This window comes from Nocardiopsis sp. SBT366 (genome assembly GCF_001083815.1).
GTDB lineage: Bacteria > Actinomycetota > Actinomycetes > Streptosporangiales > Streptosporangiaceae > Nocardiopsis > Nocardiopsis prasina.
The window spans coordinates 1-18,060 of the sequence record NZ_LAVM01000102.1; the positions used below are offsets into that span (position 1 = coordinate 1).

An 18,060-nucleotide genomic window follows, 5' to 3' on the forward strand; every position below is an offset into this window, starting at 1 on the left:
GGCGAACCGGACCCATTGCCGCTACCACCGGAACCACCCATGATCGGGGCGTCCGGCAACCCAGGCCGATCCGCACTACCCGGACCACCCAGATCACCCACACCACCCGGAATCGGCGAACCGGACCCATTGCCGCTACCACCGGAACCACCCATGATCGGGGCGTCCGGCAACCCAGGCCGATCCGCACTACCCGGACCACCCAGATCACCCACACCACCCGGAATCGGCGAACCGGAGCCGTTGCCGGTGCCACCGGAACCACCCGAAGACAGGTCCAGGTCGCCCTCGGTGGATACGCGACCCGGGGGCGGCGGCACGCTGCCGCCCCCCGCGCCACCCGCGGAGGAGGAGAGGTCGAGGTCCCCGAAGCCGCCGCTTGGCGGTCCCCCGATAGAGGAGGACAGGTCACCGCTGCCACCGTCGGTGCGCGAGCCGTCGGGGTTCAGGATGCTCCCGTCGGGAAGCCGAACGCTGCCGTCGGAGAGCCGGGCGCTCCCATCCGGGAGCGGCGTACTCCCCTCCGGGAGTTGCCCGCTGCCGTCCGGGGGGCGCGTGCTGCCGTCGGGGTTCAGGACGGTGCCGTCCGGGAGGCGCGTACTGCCGTCCGGAAGCATGGTGCTCCCGTCGGGGAGCGGGGTCCCCTGCTCCCGACGACCCGTGTTGTTCGGGCCGCCACCGGTACCGCCGCCGCCCATACCCCCCATGCCCGGGGCCACCGGCGGCGGGAAGAACCCGCCCGGGCCTCCGCCCGACGACGAGGGGTCTCCTCCGATCCCGTCGAACGCCCCTCCGCCCCCGGGACCGCCCAGGCCCTGCCCCAGACCGTCGAGGCCCCCCGAACCGGAGGAGATCGGCGGACCGCTGGGGCCGTTCGAACCAGGGGTTTCCGGGGGTCCGCCGAGCTCACCCGAGCCACCTGGCACGGGTCCGCCCCCTTCGGGCACGGGCCCGCCGCCGCCCTCGGGCACGGGTCCACCACCATTGGGGATGTCCGATCCCCCGCTGCTGGGTCCCTGGCCGTTCAGGTAGTCGTTGACGATCTCGTCGATGGTGCGGCCGTCGCCCAGAGGCCCGTTTCCACCCCCACCGCCGCCACCGCTCCCGTCCCCATCGCCGGTACCGTCGCCACCGCCACCGCCGCCGCCCTCGCCGCTGCCGCCGTTGAGGTACTCGTCGATGATGTCCTCGATGGAGCGGCCGTCACCGTCACCACCGCCACCATCACCGTCACCGCCGCCGCCCTCGCCGCTGCCGCCGTTGAGGTACTCGTCGATGATGTCCTCGATGGAGCGGCCGTCACCGTCACCGCCGCCGTTACCGCCACCGCCACCCCCTCCGCCGCCGGGCGGAGTGACCGCGACGGGGACGAAGGGCAGGATCTCGGCGGAGGAGGTGCTGTAGGTCGAGGAGACCGTGGAGATACCCTCCGTGGCCGCGTTGCGCAGGTCGGCCAGGTTGTCCCACCAGCGTTTCTTGATCTCCTTCTCAAAGGCCTCCCAGGTGGCCTTCTCATCCGTCCGCATGCCGCGGATCTTGATGATGCTGTCCTCCCAGGTGACCTTGTCCCGCTGTTCCTCCCACCAGTTGCGGATGGTCGAGCGGGGACTGACGTCGGAGCTCGTCGCCCAGGTGTTGAACTCGCGGATCACCGCTTGGAGATAGGTGGGGTTGGCAGCGCGGTGCGCGTTGCCCACCGCGTCGACAGTCGGCTCGATGTAGGTGGCGATGTTCTGGAACTCGAGGGCCAGCTTCCTCAGGTACCCGCGCAGCGCCTCGGCTCCCGCACCCTCGAACTTCTCGTTGCCCGGCTTCATATCTTCGGACAGGGCCCAAAGCTCGTCGTAGCGATCGGTGGCGAACCCCTTGAAGTCCTCGAGGTCGGTCTCGATCCGGCTGAGGACACCGCTGCTGAAGGAGCTGGTACCCACACTGGAGGGGGAGGCGGCGTTGAGGATGGTGCGCATCGGCCCCCTGAAGTTGCCCCACACCGTGTCGCCGTTGTCCTTGATGGCCTCGTTGAGGTGGATGCCCGAGTAGACCGCGAAACCCCACTCGTAGCTGTCAATCCGTTCCGCGTCGGAGGCCCGGCTGTCGAAACCGAACCACTCGTCCGCGTCCTTCGGGTTGTTGACGTTCCAGAAGAACTCCTTGATCCAGCTGGTGTCATGCACCGCCTGGGCGGAGCCCATGGGAGGGGCCGATCCCTTGTCGTCTTTGTCGGCGAAGACGTTGATGGCGTGTGCCATCTCGTCGCTCCCGACGGCGCCACCGGACTCGGGGACCGCGGGATCGGTCCCCTCCTTCTCTGGAAGGTCCTCGTCAGCCATGCAAGTTCCTCAAGGCGGGTTCGTGGGGCGGAGGGGTGGTGGCCCAGGCGGCCGGTGCGCTCACCCGGACGGCGTCAGTCGGAGGTCAGGACGACTCGGGGGTCTCGTTGGGGGTGTCGTTGGGGCCGTTGCCTCCGCCGTTACCACCACCACCTCCGCCCCCGCCCGTGGGCGTGGGCGCACCGTTGGAGATGATCTGGCTGACCTGGGTGGCGTCCAGCTCCGCGTCGGACTCCAACTCCTCGTAGGTGATCGCGCTGTTGCGAATCCCGGCCGACATCCCGACCAGGCGGGTCTCCAGGTCGGTGACCAGGGTGGTGAACTGCGTCAGCACGGCTCCGACCTCCTTGGAGAGCTCGCCGGCATTGGGGAGGAGGGCGGGGTTGCCGAAGGGCACGTTGGGCGCGGACGCGCCCTCACCGCCGGGGTAGTGCGTGGACGCCCGGGTCTTCATCTTCGAGACCTTCTCCCGAAGCGGATCGACATGCGCCGTCTGCAACGTCTTGAGGTAGTCCAGCGTGACCTTGGTCTTCTCCTCTGACACGTCCTGCCCCTTCCTCTCCTGTCCAGCTCTTCTTCAAGCCGCGGTGCGGCGTCATCCGGCGTGGTGCGGTGTTCCCTCGGCCGCGGCGTGGACCACCCGGGCCATCGCCGCGGCCGAGGGGGTGTTCAGCGGCGGGCGTTCCAGTTCCCGGCTTCCTGGAGGTCGCCGCGGCGGTAGCGCTCGGTGATGTCACCCAGGGAGACCTGGGCGTGGCCCAGCAGCGCGCGCATGTCGGCGACGTTGCGCCGCCAGGACAGGAGGCGCTGGTCGTACTGCTCGGAGGCCTCACCGATCCAGTCGGACTTGACGGCCTGGACCTTGGCGTCCAGCTCGTTGATGGCCTGCTCGATGATGTCGGTCTGCTTACGCAGGTCGATGCCCGCGTCGTCAGCACCGCTGTACTTGATCTCGAATCCGTCCATGGACATGGCTCCGGTTTCTCTCGGTGGTGCGCCCCCGGTCGTGGAGGCTGGATCGGGTCGGGTCGGGTCAGATCAGGTCAGCGAGCGACGTCGCCCTGGTTCGGGTTGAGCTGGGTGATCCAGTTGGCGGTCACCATGTTCTCGTCCTCCATCGCGTTGAAGTTACGCTCGGTGCCGCCGAGGATGCCGATCATGTCGTTCATGTCGTTGGTGATCAGGCGCAGCTCCTCGAGCCACTTGACCAACGCGGTGTCGTACTGGCTGGCGGCGCCGCCCTGCCAGTTGCCGCCGAGCAGGTCCCGGACGCTGTCCACGTTGGTGTAGACGCCGTTGCACGTGGTGTGGGCCGTCTCCATGGCGTCGCGGCCGGTCCGCATCGCCTGGTCGGTACTGCGCATCATCGACATGGGAGTCTCCTGGTTCTGTTGGGCGTCAGTCGGAAAGGCACCGGGGTTCCCCCGGTTCCGCGAGAGCGCCGACGGGTTCACCGGCGGCCTGCGGGGTCAGTTCGGGTCCGGTGGGCAGCAGGTCCAGCAGCGCGGTGGAGACGGCGGAGGCCCCGCCGGGCGCGTAACCCAGCGTGTCGGCGTCCTGGGGCTCGGGCACCGGGTACTTCGCCCCGGTGTCGGTGACCAGGAAGTAGGAGCCGCGCAGCGCCGCCCCTCCCGCAGGAGCCGCCCTGACCAGTCCGCCCTCCCCCGACGGAATGTCGATGAGGTCGGGGGCCGTGCAGGCGGCGGTGCTGCCGGCCGGAGGCCGCGCGGCCCGCCCGCCGATGTCCGCCGGGGAGGTGAGCGCGAGCGCCAGCGCGCCGTCCCCCTGGTCGATGACGCACAGCGCCGCGCCCTGGGGGTCGGTCAGCTGCGGCGGGACGGCGGGCAGGCCGTCTCCGGTCACCGGATCCTCGCCCGACAGGTGCGCGCGCAGCTCGTTGACGGTGAGTTCGACCGGTGTGGGGTCGCCGCCCCCGTAGGCCTCCTCCGCCGTGAGCGGATGCCCCAGGAGCAGACGGGCGTGGGTGGCGTCGGTGGGGGTCAGGCCGTCCTGGGTGAGCACGTAGAACTGCTCGGGGCCGCCCTCCGTGGCCGGGACCGTGAAGACCTGCCCCACGCGGGTGTCCGCGCCGCTGAGACGTGGCCCGTCCTCACCGCGGCCGTCGATGTCGAGTGCCGCGAGCCTCGGCCCGGCGGGAACGCCGTCCAGCACCGCCGCGGCCACGGGGTGGGGCACCGCGGTGCCGTACCCGAGGGACTCCAGAGCGCCGTTCTCCTCGTCGATGGCCAGGCGGTTGCCCTTCCACAGCAGGTGGCTCTCACCGCCGGGGCCCCGGACCAGGACACCCTCGTCCTCTGCGACCGGTGAGCCGAACGGGGACCGGCCCAGGGTGAGCGAGGTCAGGGTCTCGACGCCGTCCCCGGTGTTGACGGTGGTGGCGCACACCTGCCAGACCATGGAGCCCTCGGCTTCCGTGGGGGGAAGACCGTCGGGGGCGCCCGCGATGCCGATGGAGGCTCCGACTGGGGTGCCCTCCAGCGAGTCCGCCGCGACCTGGACCGGTTGGGAGTTCGCGGTCAGCAGTACGGCCGACGCCTGGTTGGACACCGGCCAGAGGACGCCGTCGGAGTAGACGTAGCGGCCCGCGCCGCCCTTGACGGCGACGAGCGTTCCCTCGTGGCGCCAGGAGGTGGAGCCGCCGGGGAAGATCAGACCGAAGATGAGGAAGCCCACGCACAGCAGCACCGCGAGGATCAGCCCGATGAAGGCGCCGTTGCGGGTGCGCCGCAGGGGTGCCTCGACGGCGTCCGGATCGGCGGCGGCCATGGCCGTGGAGAGTCGGCGCACCATGAACGAGTGCGCCTGTACCTGGTCGCGACGGGTCTGCATCAGCCCACCCGCCTTCCGCTACGCGTCATCCGCCGATCCCCCTCATCACCGCAAGCAACCCCAGGTTCCCGGGGATCAGGCACACCAGGACGATCGCGGCGAGGCTCTGGATGAGTTCCCCCGCGCGCCCCCAGTGCGGGATGGGACGGTTGCCCGGCACGGACCAGGCGGCGAGGAGCAGACCGAGCGCCGCGACCAGCAGCAGCCCGAACAGGACCATGCGGGCGGTGTCCCCGCCCAGGAGTCCGCCGCCGACCGCCAGGGCCACCAGCCCGTACACACCGGCGCCCAGCAGGCACACCCGGTGCCACACGCCGTTGAGCCCGCGCGACTGGAGCAGCAGGATCAGCGCGACGCAGACGCCCGCCGTGGAGGCCAGGCCGCCGGGGTGGGCGGCCAGCACGGTCATCGAGGCCGCGCAGACCACGGCGACGACGGCCAGCAGGCCGCCGAGGTAGTGGTCCGCGCGCTGGCTGCGGGTGCGGACGTCGCGGGCCGGGTGGGGGTCGATGTACTCGCCGAGCTGGCTGACCCCGTCGGGCAGCGGAGGCAGGCGCATCCCCGCCAGGCGGAAGGCCAGAGCCGGGGCGAACGAACAGAGCAGCAGCACCAGGGCGGCGGCCGAGACGGCCACCCCCGGCGGCGGGGCGCTGTCCCAGAACATGAGCAGGGCACCGGCGGCGGCGGTGAACAGGGCCGTGCCGATGATGGCCGTGAAGAACGGCAGGCAGGCGGCGACGGCGGCGATCGCCAGGACGGCGGCGCCGGTCGCAGTGGACGCGCCCGAGAGCATCCTCGCTCCGGTGAGGGCGTTGCTGGGGTCGCCGCCCGGGAGCGTGGCCCCGGCGAACGCCATGAACAGCACGGCGGCGCCGCCCGTGACGGCGGCCGCGATGGGCGCGTCGAAGGCGCGGGCGGCCGCCCCGGCGGCGAGCAGCAGGAGCAGCCCCGTCGCGGCGGCGGTGGCGCCCGCGATCCAGGTGGGACCGAGCAGCGTCAGCAGGCCGAGGGCACCGGCGAAGCCCACGGCGGCGGTGCCGGTCAGAGCCCGCCTGGAGACCCGTGGCCCCCACCCGTCGGAGCGCTCCGACAGGGTGTCGGCCAGCCCGTCGACGAGGTCGTCGAAGTGGATCTCCGGCATCTGGTCGGCGCGTTCGCGCAGGTACAGGGTCTCGCCGTCGGTGAGGCCGAGCGTCTCGACGGTCTCGGACTCGTCGAGCGGGGGTGAGCCCAACCGTTGGAGCACCCACCCTCCGTGCTCGAGGCCGCTCTCGTCGAGGTCCTCGTGCTCGTTCTCGGCGTAGAGCAGGAACGTGGGCAGCAGCTCGGCCAGCGGCAGGTCGCACGGAACGGCGATCTCGAAGGAGGCGTTGGGCGCGCGCACGACCAGGCGGCAGAGATCGGCGGAGACGACGTCCGACATCGGTCCTCCTCGCTGGACGACAGTGGCTGGGTCGGTTTACGGGTGTGGGATAAAGACACCAGTGGAGGGGGAGAAGGCCGGGCTGCGCCATTCCTCGGCGGAACACCCGGGGGCAGGGGTACGGCGCAACCGAACTGGAAATGCTGAGCTAGACTAGCATCACTTCCGGAATTCCGGTCATGACGTTTCGGAAAACTCTGCCCCGGGGATACCGTTGCTCATTTGAGCGCCCCAGCCCCCTCCCCCGGAGACCGAATCCGGCTCTAGGGTTCCCCCATTCGAACCCGTCGGAATTGCCCCCGGTCGGTCCGCCCGCCGCCCCTGTCACGAATAGCGTCTGACCAGGGGAAAGAGAAGGGACACGCTGATCAGCACCATCCTCGTCCGCAGGCCGGCGCGTCGACCCGGCCCCGAGCCGCCCGACGGCGAGCTCTCCCTCCAGGAACCCCCGGTCCTCCCTGAGCAGGAGAACAGCATCTCGGGGGTCTTCATGTACCTCCCCATGGCGCTGAGCTCGCTCGCGATGGTGATGATGTTCATCCGCCCCGGAGGGGGCGGCGCCCTGGGCACGGCCATGCCCTTCATCGCGGGCGGCATGATGCTCGTCGGCGCGGTGGCGATGGTGGGCGGCCAGATCCTGCGCGTACGGATCGAGCGCAGCCGACGACTCTCCGGTGACCGTCGCGACTACCTGCGCTATCTCGGCCAGATGCGCGGCCGGGTGCGGGGCGTCGTGGTGGCCCAGCGCGAGGCGCGGGCGTGGAACGGCCCCGACCCGGAGGCACTGTGGTCGCTGGTGCGCACGAGCAGGCTCTGGGAGCGTCGTGGGGCGCACGACGACTTCGCCGAGATCCGCATCGCCGTGGGCGAGCAGCCGCTCCAGACGCGCATCGCCCCGTTGTCGACCAAGCCGGTGGAGGATCTGGAGCCGCTCAGCGCGCACGCGCTGCGCCGTTTCATCAACGCCTACGCCACCGTCGCGGACTTGCCGGTCTCGCTTTATCTACGGGGATTCGCGCATCTGGGTCTTCGCGGCGACGCGGAATCCAGCCGTGCAATGGTGCGCGCACTCGTGGGTCAGGTCACAGTTTTTCACGCGCCGGATGAATTGCGTGTTGTCGGCTGTGTGAACGATGAGCGAATGGCCGACTGGGAATGGATGAAATGGCTTCCGCATTGCATGCACCCGACGGAGCGCGACGGCGCGGGCCCGGTCCGGCTGATCGCCTCCGACGCCATTGAGCTGGAAAGACTCGTTGGTCCCGCGCTCGCGGACCGGCCACCCTTCGACCCTCAGGCGGCGCCCGGGCGCGACGAGCCCTTCACGGTCATCATCGTGGACGGCGGAACCGTGCCGCAAGGGTCGAGATTGCTCAGCGGCGGCTTTCGCAACTCGATCGTGATCGAAGTGGGCACCGAGCGCATGTGGGACGGAGCGCCTCACACACTCTCACTACGGGTCGAAAAGGATTCCGTGGAGATGAGTGAGCTGGACCGTTCCGGACGCGAGTCCTTCACCCACCTCGGACGACCCGACTCCCTGGACCTGCACCGGGCCCGTTCGCTGGCCCGCATGATGGCCCCCTACCGGGTGAGCGTCGCCGCCGACGTCGTGGAGCCGCTGACCACCGACTTCGACCTCACCACCCTGCTGGGCATCCCGAACCTGCACACCTGGGACGCCGCCCGCGAGTGGGAGAGGGAGCGTCCGGAGAGCCGGCTGCGTGTGCCCATCGGCATCGCGGCCTCGGGTGCGCCCCTGGAGCTGGACCTCAAGGAGTCGGCGCTCGGCGGGATGGGCCCGCACGGGATGCTGATCGGCGCCACCGGTTCCGGCAAGAGCGAGCTGCTGCGCACGCTCGTGCTGTCCCTGGCGCTCACCCACTCCTCCGAGAAGCTCAACTTCGTCCTGGTGGACTTCAAGGGCGGCGCCACGTTCATCGGTCTGGACGGGCTGACCCACACCTCCGCGCTGATCACCAACCTCGCCGACGAGACCTCCCTCGTGGAGCGCATGCAGGACGCCCTGCACGGCGAGCTGATCCGCCGCCAGGAACTCCTGCGCTCGGCGGGCAACTTCAGCTCGGTGCACGAGTACGAGAAGGGCCGCCGGAGCGACCCGACCATGGAGCCCATGCCCACGCTCTTCGTGATCGTGGACGAGTTCAGCGAACTGCTCGCCGCGCACCGGGACTTCATGGAGCTGTTCGTGATGATCGGCCGCCTGGGCCGAAGCCTGGGCGTGCACCTGCTGCTGGCCTCCCAGCGGCTGGACGAGGGCCGTATGCACCAGCTGGAGAGCCACCTCTCCTACCGGATCGCGCTGCGCACGTTCTCGGCCATGGAGAGCCGGGGCGTGCTCGGTGTGGCCGACGCCCACCAGCTCCCTCCCGCGCCGGGTTCGGGTTACCTCAAGTCCGACACCGAGGAACTCACCCGGTTCAAGGCCGCCTACGTGTCGGGGCCCTACCGCGCCAAGCGGCGTGCGGCGCGGGCGTCGACCGCCGCGCGCGAGATCACCCCCTTCCTGCCCGGGTACGTGGCCGGGCCGCCCGTCTCCGCCGTGGAACCCGAACCGGAACCGGAGCCGGAGTCGGACACGAGCCTGCTGGAGACCGCCCTGGAGGCGGTGCGGGACGTTGGTCCGCCCGCGCGACGGGTGTGGCTGCCGCCCCTGGACCAGGCCCCCACCGTGGCGGAGATGCTGCGGTCGGAGGGCGCGGCCTCGCTGCCCGCTTGGGGAACCGACCCGGTGCTGACCGTGCCTGTGGGTCTGGTGGACCGCCCCTTCGAGCAGCTGCGCACCCCGCTCACCGCCGACCTGCGCGGCGCGGGCGGGCACACGGCCGTCATCGGTGGTCCGCAGAGCGGCAAGAGCACCCTCCTGGTCTCACTGATCAGCGCGCTCGCGCTCACCAACACCCCGGAGCAGGTGCAGTTCTACATCCTGGACTTCGGTGGCGGCACGCTGCGCGGTGTGGCGGACCTGCCGCACGTGGGCGGTATCTGCGGGCGCATGGACCTGGAGCGGGTCACGCGCACCGTCGCGGAGATGACGGCGCTGCTGGGGCGCCGTGAGCAGTTCTTCGCCGAACACGGCATCGACTCGATCGGCGCCTACCGGCGTCGGCGGGCGGCCGGGGAGTTCGCCGACCAGCCCTACGGGGACGTGTTCCTGGTCATCGACGGCTGGGCGACGGTCCGCGCGGACATGATCGACCTCATCGCCGAGATCACCCAGATCGCCCAGCGCGGCCTCAACTACGGCATCCACCTGATCGTGGCCTCCCCGCGCTGGGCCGACGTGCAGTCCAGCCTGCGCGACCTGCTGGTCACTCGGTTCGAGCTCCGGCTCGGCGACGCGGTGGACTCGGCGATCAACATGCGCCAGGCCGAGAAGGTCCCCCGGATTCCCGGGCGGGGTCTGACCGCGGAGTACAAGCACTTCCTGTCGGCACTGCCGCACCTGGAGGAGGGCCCCGAGGCGTCGGTGGCCGACGTGGTGGCCGCCGTCAAGCAGCGGTGGGACGGCCCGTCCGCTCCGCAGGTACGCCTGCTGCCCCTGTCGCTTCCGGCGTCGGACCTGCCTCCCCCCGAGGACGGCCCGAAGATCGCGCTGGGTCTGGAGGAGCGTCGTCTGGAGCCGCTCTGGCACGACTTCTCGACCCTGCCGCACATGTTGGTGGTCGGGGACAACGAGAGCGGCAAGACCAACCTGCTGCGTCTGGTCACCCGCACCATCCGGGAGCGGTACACCTCCACGGAGGCGCGCGTGGTCGTGGTGGACCCCCGACGCGGGCTGTTCAACGCGATCCCCGAGGAACAGCGTCTCGGCTACGCGGTGACCGGCGAGAGCGCACGCGAGATGATGATGGCGGCGGCGCAGGCGCTCAAGCCCCGGCTGCCCGGCCCCGAGGTCACGCCGGAGCAGCTGCGCGAGCGCTCGTGGTGGACCGGCCCCGAGCTGTTCGTGGTCATCGACGACTACGACCTGCTGAGTTCGGCGGGCGGCGGCGGACCGCTGTCCCCGCTCATGGAGATGCTGCCCCACGGCGCCGACATCGGGTTCCACCTGATCCTGGCGCGCGGTGCCGGTGGTTTCAGCAGGGCCATGGGCGAACCGGCGCTGCGGATGCTCATCGACGCGAACACGCCCAGCATGGTGCTGTCGTGCCCGCCCTCCGAGGGTGTGCTGTTCGGTTCGCTGCGCCCGCAGCGCCTGCCCCCGGGCCGCGCCCTGCGCTTCGACCGCCGCGACCCGGTCAAGGTGCAGCTGGCGCTGGACCCGGAGACGGAGGAGGCGGCCGCCCGCGACTGACGGGTGGCCGGGGACGAGGAAGCGGCCGCCCCGCTGGGCGGGGCGGCCGGAGGTGAGAGGAACGGGAGGCCCCGTGTCGAGCGGAGCGAAACGCAAGCGGCTTCGGTTCGGGGCCGGGGTGTGCCTGACGGGCGCACTGTTCCTGGTGGCGGTCGCGCCCGCGGCGGCGGACGAGGTCCCGCCCGCGCTGCCGCAGGTGGCGCCCGAACTGGACGGGGACGCGTGTGCGCCCTCCTCCGAGGAGACGGTGAGTCAGGAGCTCTGGACCGAGAACGCCCTGGGGCTCCCCCGCGCCCGGTCCACCTCCTCGGGGGCCGGGATCACCGTGGCCGTCGTGGGCAGCGGGGTCGACGACTCGTCGGCCGCCCTCGAGGGGGCGGTGGACGGGGCCGGTGAGGACTGCACCGGGTTCGGGACGTTCCTGGCCGGGGTGGTCGCGGCGCGACCGCAACAGGACAGCGGGCTCATCGGGGTGGCGCCCGAGGCCAGCGTGCTGGCGGTCCCGGTCACCAACGACTGGGGCGGCGCGAACGCGGACGCTCTCGCCGAGGGCATCACCGACGCCGTCTCAGAGGGCGCGGACGTCGTCCTGGTGGGCGTGGCCATCCCCTTGGGCAGCTCCGCGCTCGAAGCGGCGGTGGACACCGCCGTCGAGGAGGACGTCCTGGTGGTGGCGCCGTCGACGGCCATGGTCGGTCGGGACGCCTACGCGGCCGTACCGGCGACCCGCGGTGAGGTGTTGGGGGTGACGGCGACCGGCACGGAGGGCGCTCCGCTGATGCCGCCGCCCGCCACGGCGGACGGCCGGATCTCGACACCCGACCTCAGCGCGCCCGGCCAGTCCGTGTTGAGCCTGGCCCCCGGCGGTGACGGGCACGCCGTCGCCGAGGGGGACGCGGTCGCGGCGGCGTTCGTGGCCGGGGTGGCCGCGCTGGTGCGCGCGCAGCACCCGGAGCTGAGCGCCGCGCAGACCTCCGAGCGCCTGGTGATGTCGGCCTACCCGGACGCCGGCGCCGCGTTCGGCACGGGGTTCCTCGACCCGGTGGGCGCCCTGACCAGGTCCATGGGCCCGCGTTCGGGTGACGGGGCCGAGGCCGAGGAGTTCGCGCTGAACCTGCCCGCCGAACCGCAGCGCGGCCTCGTCATGGCCGTGGTCGGCGCGACCGCGCTGCTGGTGTTGATCTGTTCGGTCGGAGCCGCCGCCGTCCGTCGCCGCAAGGCCAAGGCCGAGGCGGCCGCAGCCACCGCCTGAGCCCCTCAGCGCGCTCGTGCGACGGGCCCCACCGGAACTTCCGGGTGGGGCCCTTCGCGTTCAGGGGCGGAGCGGGCCGAAACTCCCCCTCCAGCGCGTCGGGGGTGAACTCGCCCGTTCCCACGCGCCGAAAGTGCGGCCCATTCCCTGTTCAGCTTCTTGCAGTCCGCCCTGAAGCGGGGAGGGTAGCGCCTCCCCCTGCCGGTCCGCCCTTCAGTGCTCAAACCCTCCGTTCCCACCCAGCCCGATTCGGTGCTCCCGGACGAAGGCGTCGAAGCTGCGGGGCGGGCGCCCGGTCAGATCCAACACCGCTGTGCTGACCTGGTCGTGCAGGCCGCGTCTGATGCCGTCCTCGACAGCGGCGACGGCGGCGGCGAACTCGGAGGGCATGCCCGCGGCCCGGTAGGCGAAGGCCTGCTCCTCGGTCCCGACCGTCACCACCCGGACCGTCCGACCGGTGCGGGCGGTGATGATCGCCGCCGCGTCCCGGTAGCTCAGGGCCTTCGGCCCGGTGAGCAGGTAGTCACGCTGGCTGTCGGGCTCCACACCGGGATCGGCCAGCAGGGCGGAGGCGGCGGCCGCGACGTCCCTCGCGTCGATCCACCCCACCGCGCCCTCACCGGCGGCAGTGTGCACCTCACCGTGCCGCAGGATCCGCTCGCCCACCGGATGGGGGCTCAGGAAGTTCTGCATGAACCCGGAGGCCCGCAGCACGACCCCGCCCGGCCGGGCTCGTACCCGCGCGGCCATCTCCACAGCACTGGGAGCGTTCGGCAGCACGATGGCGGAGCCAAGGAGCACGACCCGGCGCACACCGAGGCGTCGCGCCTCGGCCAGGAACGGACCGACAGACAGAATCGGGTCCACGGAGTTCACCGGAGGGACGAGGAAGATCCGATCCATCCCGCGCAGGGCGGCAGGGTGGGTGGTCGGGTCCGCCCAGTCGAACCGGACCGCGTCGGGGTCGTCGGCGGACGGGTGGCGGCTGGCCACTCGGACCGGTACGCCGTTGCCGCGCAGTAGTCTCACCAGCGCGCCACCCGTCTTCCCAGTGCCGCCCGTCACCAGGACGCCGGTCATCGGACAGCTCCCCAGCGCAGCGAGGCCCCGGAGGCGGGCAGGGGCACGGCGGTGCCGTCTTTCTCCAGGTCAGCGACGTTCGTGTCCCTGATCAGCATCAGGTTCAGCGGTCGGCGCATCGTTTCCTCGGGAATTCGAGGCATGGTGTTCTCCCGTGTTCAACGGACTGTGCAGACCACACTGGACGCGGACCAGCGGTCGGGGAACGGACGGCTGATCCCCGGACCGCCAGTCCGTGGCTGGACCGACCGCCCCGTGCCACCATGACCCGGGTGAGCAAAGATGACCTGGGCGACTTCCTGCGCCGTCGGCGGGACTCGCTGCGCCCGGACCAAGTGTCGGCGGCCCACCCGCCAGGACGACGCGCCCGGCGCGCTCCGGGGCTGCGCCGCGAGGAGGTCGCCGAAGCGGCCGGCGTGTCGGTCAACTACTACGAACGCCTGGAGCAGGCCCGCGCCTCGCGCCCCTCCCCGGAGGTGCTGACGGCACTGAGTCGGGCACTGCGGCTCACCGTCGCGGAGCGTGAACACCTGGCGCGGCTGGCCGGCCAGATCCCCCTCAGCACGAACACTGATCGGGAGCCGGTGCCCGCCGACGCCCGACGGCTGTTGGAGCGGCTCGGGCCGATCCCCGCCTACCTGGTCGACCAGCGTCAGGACATCGTGGCCTGGAACGGCACGGCGGCCGTGTTGGTCACCGACTTCGGGCTGCTGCCCACCGAGGAACGCAACGTCGTCAGGCTGGCCCTTCGACTGCGGGACACCCTGTGCTCGGCGCCAGCGAGCACGGAAGGCGAGTTCATCCGGCGGTCTGCGGCCCAACTGCGTGCGGCCAGCGCCCGTCACCCCGCCGACAGTGCCCTCAGTGAGCGGGTCAACGAGTTCGCCGCGCTCAGCGCGGACTTCGCCGCCAGCTGGCGCGACCACGACGTACGCCCGCTGTCCACGCTGCGCAAGCGCCTGCACCACCCCTGGGCGGGCGAGGTGGAGCTGGAGCGCCAGATCCTGCTGTTGCCCGGCACCGAACTGCAACTGGTGATGTACACCCCGGACCCCGGCAGCCCGAGCGCCGCCGCGATCGCCCGACTCGCTGCCCGGGGCGAGGGAGTCCAGCACGTGTGACTCGACGTCGCCGTGGGCGGCCCCCCTCGTTTGCGTGGGACCCGGACCCGCGCTTTCAGCGGGGAAGGGGCTCAGCGTCCGGGGGCCTCGTGCGCGGGGCACTCGGGCCGGGTCCCCGGAACCCGGCCGGACGGGGTGAGGCAAAGAACAGGGCAACCTGCGGTGCGTGACGTTTGGGTCCCCCGTCCACCGGCCAGGCCGGGGGGAGGAACCACCAACCACAGGGGGAACTTCCATGGCCCAGAACACACCGTCCCTGCGTGTCTTCGCCTCGCCCGGTCGTTACGTCCAGGGCCGTGGCGCGATGGAGCAGCTCGGCACACTGGTCGGAAGGGTGGGAAGCAGGCCGCTGGTCCTCGCCGACGACGTCGTACGGAACCTGGTCGGCGCGACCCTGGAACGCTCCTTCGCGGAGGCCGGGATCCCGCTCACGTTCGAACGCTTCGGGGGCGTGCCCACCAGGACCGAGTCCGAGCGGGTCGGCGAGGTCATCGAATCGCAGGACCACGACGTGATCGTGGGCCTGGGCGGCGGCGCCGCGATCGACGCCGCGAAGGCAGCGGGCGCCAACGTCGGGGTCCCCTGGGTGAGCGCCGCCACGGTGGCCTCCACCGACGCGCCCACCTCCGCCCTCTCCGTGGTCTACACCGAGAAGGGCGCCTTCGAGTCCTACCGCTTCTACGACCGCAACCCCGCGCTGGTGGTGGTCGACACCCAGCTGGTGGCCCAGGCTCCCACGAGGTTCCTCGCCGCGGGCGTGGGCGACGCCCTGGCCACGTGGATCGAGGCCCGCGCCCTGCGCGGCACCGACTCCACGAACATGGTGGAGGGGCTCCCCACCCGCGCCGGGACCGCCCTGGCCCAGCTGTCGTGGGACATCCTGTGGGAGTCCGCGCTCCCCGCGCTCGACGCCGTGGACCGCGACCTGGTCACCCCCGACGTGGAGGCCGTCGTGGAGGCCACCACGCTGCTCTCCGGCCTCGGCTTCGAGTCCGGCGGCCTCGCCGCCGCGCACGCGGTGCACGACGGCCTCACGGCGGTGGACGAGACCCACCACCTCGCCCACGGCGAGAAGGTCAACATCGGCTCCCTCACCCAGCTGTTGCTGGAGGGCGCCGCCACCGCCGAGGTGGAGGAGTTCGCCGAGTTCACGGCCAGGGCCGGACTGCCCACCACGCTCACCGAGGCCGGGTTGGGCAACGCCGACGACGCGCTGCTGGACCGGGTGGTCGAGGCCGCGACGGCCCCGGAGGAGACCATCCACAACCTGCCGTTCACCCCCTCCCACCGGGACGTGCGGGACGCCCTGCGCGCGGTGGAGGGGGTCGGCCGCCGGGTACGCGAGCGCGCCGGGCTGGGCGAGCCCCGCGCACCCAAGCAGTGAGGCCGTCCCCCGCGGTCCGCCGCCGAGCGGGCCGCGGGGGGACGCTCCCTAGTTCAGGCCCTTGCGGGTGAGGAGCGGGCCCATGCCGGGCTCGCGGCCGAGGAAGTCGGTGACCGCCTCCATCGGGTCGACGCTCCCGCCCCGGGAGAGCACCTTCTCCCGGAAGCTGTCGCCGCCCGCACGGGTGAGCCCGCCGTGCTCCTTGAACCAGTCGACGCTCTCCGCGTCCAGCACCTCGCTCCACACGTAGGAGTAGTAGCCCGCGCTGTAGCCGTCGTCGGAGAAGATGTGCTGGAAGTACGTGCTCCGGTACCGGGGACGCACCAGCGGGTGCAGCACACCGGCCGCTTCCAGGGCGCGCGCCTCGAAGGCGGCGGGGTCCTCGACGGTCTCGCCGGGCGCCAGACGGTGCCAGGCCCAGTCGAGCAGCGCCGCTCCCAGGTACTCGAAGGTGCCGAACCCCTGGTTGAACTGGCTGGCGGCGGTCAGCCGCTCCACGAGCTCGGCGGGCACCGGCTCACCGGTCTCGTGGTGCCGGGCGTAGTGGGACAGGACCTCCGGCCACAGCGCCCACATCTCGTTGACCTGGGACGGGAACTCCACGAAGTCACGCGGCACGCTGGTGCCCTCGACCCGGGGGAACCGGACCGCCGACAGCAGCCCGTGCAGGGCGTGGCCGAACTCGTGGAAGGCCGTCTCCACCTCGTCGAACGTGAGCAGGGTGGGCCCGGAGACGGGCTTGGCGACATTGAGGTTGTTGACCACCACCGGCCGCTCGTCGAGCAGGAACGACTGGTCGACCAGGTTGTGCATCCACGCGCCGCCGCGCTTGGTCGGGCGGGCGTAGGGGTCCAGCAGGAACAGGCCCAGCGCGGTGCCGTCGCCGTCGAACACCTCCCACACGCGCATGTCGGGGTGGTAGCCCTTCAGGTCCGGACGCTCGGTGAACGTGACCCCGTAGAGCAGGGTCGCCGCGTGGAGGACGCCGTCCTCGATCACCCGGCCGAGCTCGAAGTAGGGCCGCAGCACGCTCTCGTCGAAGTCGTACCGGGCCTTGCGCACCTGCTCCGTGTAGTACGGCCAGTCCCACGGCTCGATGTCGTGACCGGCGTACTCGGCGAGCGCCTCGGCCTCCTTCTCGACGTTGCGCCGGGCCGGACCGACCAGCTGGCCGAGCCGTTCCTCGACAGCCTCCACGGTCTTCGCGGTCTGGTCCGCGACCTTGTAGGCGGCGTGGTCGGAGTAGCCCAGCAGCCGGGCGCGCTCGGCGCGCAGCTCGGCCATGCGGGCGCCGATCTCCAGGTTCTCCGGGGCCCGTTCGGCGCTCAGCGTGTACAGGCGCTCGCGGGTGGCGCGGTTGGTGAGCTGGGCCAGGGCGGGCTGCACCGTGGTGTTCAGCAGCGGCAGGACGTACTCGTCGCCCTGCTTGATGGCGCCCAGGCGCGCCTCGTCCAGGCCGTCGAGGTCGGAGACGTCCGTGGTGACCAGCGCGGACTCCCCTGTGGCCCGGACGACGTTGCGGGAGAACTCGGTTCCGAGCTCGGCGAGGCGCGCGTTGAGCTCGCGCAGCCGCTCCTGGTCGTCCTCACCGAGGTCGGCCCCGGCCTTGACGAAGTCGAGGCGGTACCGCTCCAGCAGCCAGGCCTCCTGCGGGTCGTCCGTGCTGACCTGCTGGATGCGTGTCCACAGGTCGCGGTTGAGGGAGATCGCGTCCCGGTGCCGGGTGGAGCGCGGCGCGATCTCCTTCTCGATCTCGCGGATGCCGTCGCTGGCGTCGGAGCCGGTCAGTGTGTGGAGCACGACCTCGACTCGCCCGAGGGTCGCGCCGGAGCGCTCCAGCGCGGCGATGGTGTTGTCGAAGGTCGCGGGCTCCGGGTCGCGGGCGATCGCGTCCACTTCGGCGAGGTGTTCGGCCACGCCCTGTTCGAAGGCGGGCAGGAAGTGCTCCTCGCGCACCGCCGCGAAGTCGGGAAGACGGTAGGGCAGTTCGCTGGGTGACAGGAACGGGTTGGCGGTCAAGGGGTGGTGCTCCTCGGTTCTTTGAGGGTGGGGCGCTCGTGCCGTTCTACCGTGCCGCCGACCACCTGTCACCCCCTTACCCAGGGGGGACGCCGCGTCACCGTTGGCGGCGACGTTCCCGGGCGGTCCGACCTGGACCGCGCCCCTCTGCCGGGGGTCCGCCCCGGGCGCGGTCCGGAGCCCTGGTTACATGGGCGTGATCCAGTGCACACGGAGGTGCCAGTTGCCCGAGACCACGGGTGTTCCCGGCCCCTGGGGAACCCGCCCGCTCCCCCGCTCGGCC

At 71.6% G+C, this 18,060-nt stretch carries 12 protein-coding genes and 1 pseudogene; 4 read left to right on the forward strand and 9 right to left on the reverse strand.

The annotated features are described in order from the left end of the window. The 6 genes and pseudogenes from ADX84_RS27010 to eccD form a co-directional block, all read right to left on the reverse strand. Positions 1-2,330 (reverse strand): annotated as a pseudogene (locus ADX84_RS27010) (hypothetical protein); the annotation flags it as partial. An 85-nt stretch (positions 2,331-2,415) separates the two neighbouring features. Then, positions 2,416-2,874 carry a hypothetical protein gene (locus ADX84_RS22635; RefSeq protein WP_049578889.1) on the reverse strand — a complete coding sequence of 153 codons (459 nt, stop codon included), beginning with the start codon at positions 2,872-2,874 and terminating at the stop codon, positions 2,416-2,418. A gap of 125 nt (positions 2,875-2,999) precedes the next feature. Continuing rightward, a complete protein-coding gene (locus tag ADX84_RS22640; RefSeq protein ID WP_049578891.1) occupies positions 3,000-3,302 on the reverse strand; it encodes a WXG100 family type VII secretion target in 303 nt (100 codons plus the stop codon). A gap of 71 nt (positions 3,303-3,373) precedes the next feature. After that, entirely contained in the window at positions 3,374-3,703 is a 330-nt protein-coding gene (locus tag ADX84_RS22645) for a WXG100 family type VII secretion target (RefSeq protein WP_049578893.1), read from the reverse strand. 25 nt (positions 3,704-3,728) lie between these two features. Continuing rightward, complete coding sequence (gene eccB / locus ADX84_RS22650) at positions 3,729-5,180, reverse strand: type VII secretion protein EccB (protein ID WP_049578895.1); 1,452 nt, start codon at positions 5,178-5,180, stop codon at positions 3,729-3,731. 25 nt (positions 5,181-5,205) lie between these two features. Further along, positions 5,206-6,603 (reverse strand): type VII secretion integral membrane protein EccD, encoded by a 1,398-nt coding sequence (gene eccD, locus ADX84_RS22655; RefSeq protein ID WP_049578897.1) that lies wholly within the window; start codon positions 6,601-6,603, stop codon positions 5,206-5,208. Between the two features lie 367 nt (positions 6,604-6,970). On the opposite strand from eccD, the gene eccCa reads away from it, so the two are divergent. Further along, the gene (eccCa, locus tag ADX84_RS22660; protein ID WP_049578899.1) at positions 6,971-10,921 is read left to right on the forward strand and encodes a type VII secretion protein EccCa; all 3,951 of its coding nucleotides are present in this window, start codon (positions 6,971-6,973) and stop codon (positions 10,919-10,921) included. Between the two features lie 73 nt (positions 10,922-10,994). Continuing rightward, entirely contained in the window at positions 10,995-12,173 is a 1,179-nt protein-coding gene (locus ADX84_RS22665; protein WP_049578902.1) for a S8 family serine peptidase, read from the forward strand. 213 nt (positions 12,174-12,386) lie between these two features. Here ADX84_RS22665 and ADX84_RS22670 read toward each other — a convergent pair whose 3' ends face one another. After that, positions 12,387-13,253: an NAD(P)H-binding protein gene (locus ADX84_RS22670; protein WP_017544360.1), complete on the reverse strand. Its 867-nt coding sequence runs from the start codon at positions 13,251-13,253 to the stop codon at positions 12,387-12,389. Further along, positions 13,250-13,396 carry a hypothetical protein gene (locus tag ADX84_RS26140; RefSeq protein ID WP_156208161.1) on the reverse strand — a complete coding sequence of 49 codons (147 nt, stop codon included), beginning with the start codon at positions 13,394-13,396 and terminating at the stop codon, positions 13,250-13,252. The genes ADX84_RS22670 and ADX84_RS26140 overlap by 4 nt, the downstream gene beginning before the upstream one ends. Positions 13,397-13,525: 129 nt before the next feature. On the opposite strand from ADX84_RS26140, the gene ADX84_RS22675 reads away from it, so the two are divergent. After that, positions 13,526-14,374, forward strand: a complete 849-nt coding sequence (locus tag ADX84_RS22675) for a helix-turn-helix transcriptional regulator (RefSeq protein WP_049578910.1) — start codon at positions 13,526-13,528, stop codon at positions 14,372-14,374. 235 nt (positions 14,375-14,609) lie between these two features. Further along, a complete protein-coding gene (locus tag ADX84_RS22680; RefSeq protein ID WP_049578904.1) occupies positions 14,610-15,758 on the forward strand; it encodes a glycerol dehydrogenase in 1,149 nt (382 codons plus the stop codon). 48 nt (positions 15,759-15,806) lie between these two features. Here the strand turns inward: ADX84_RS22680 and ADX84_RS22685 are convergent, their stop codons facing one another. Then, a complete protein-coding gene (locus ADX84_RS22685) occupies positions 15,807-17,777 on the reverse strand; it encodes a M3 family metallopeptidase (protein ID WP_049578907.1) in 1,971 nt (656 codons plus the stop codon). Positions 17,778-18,060: the final 283 nt, after the last annotated feature.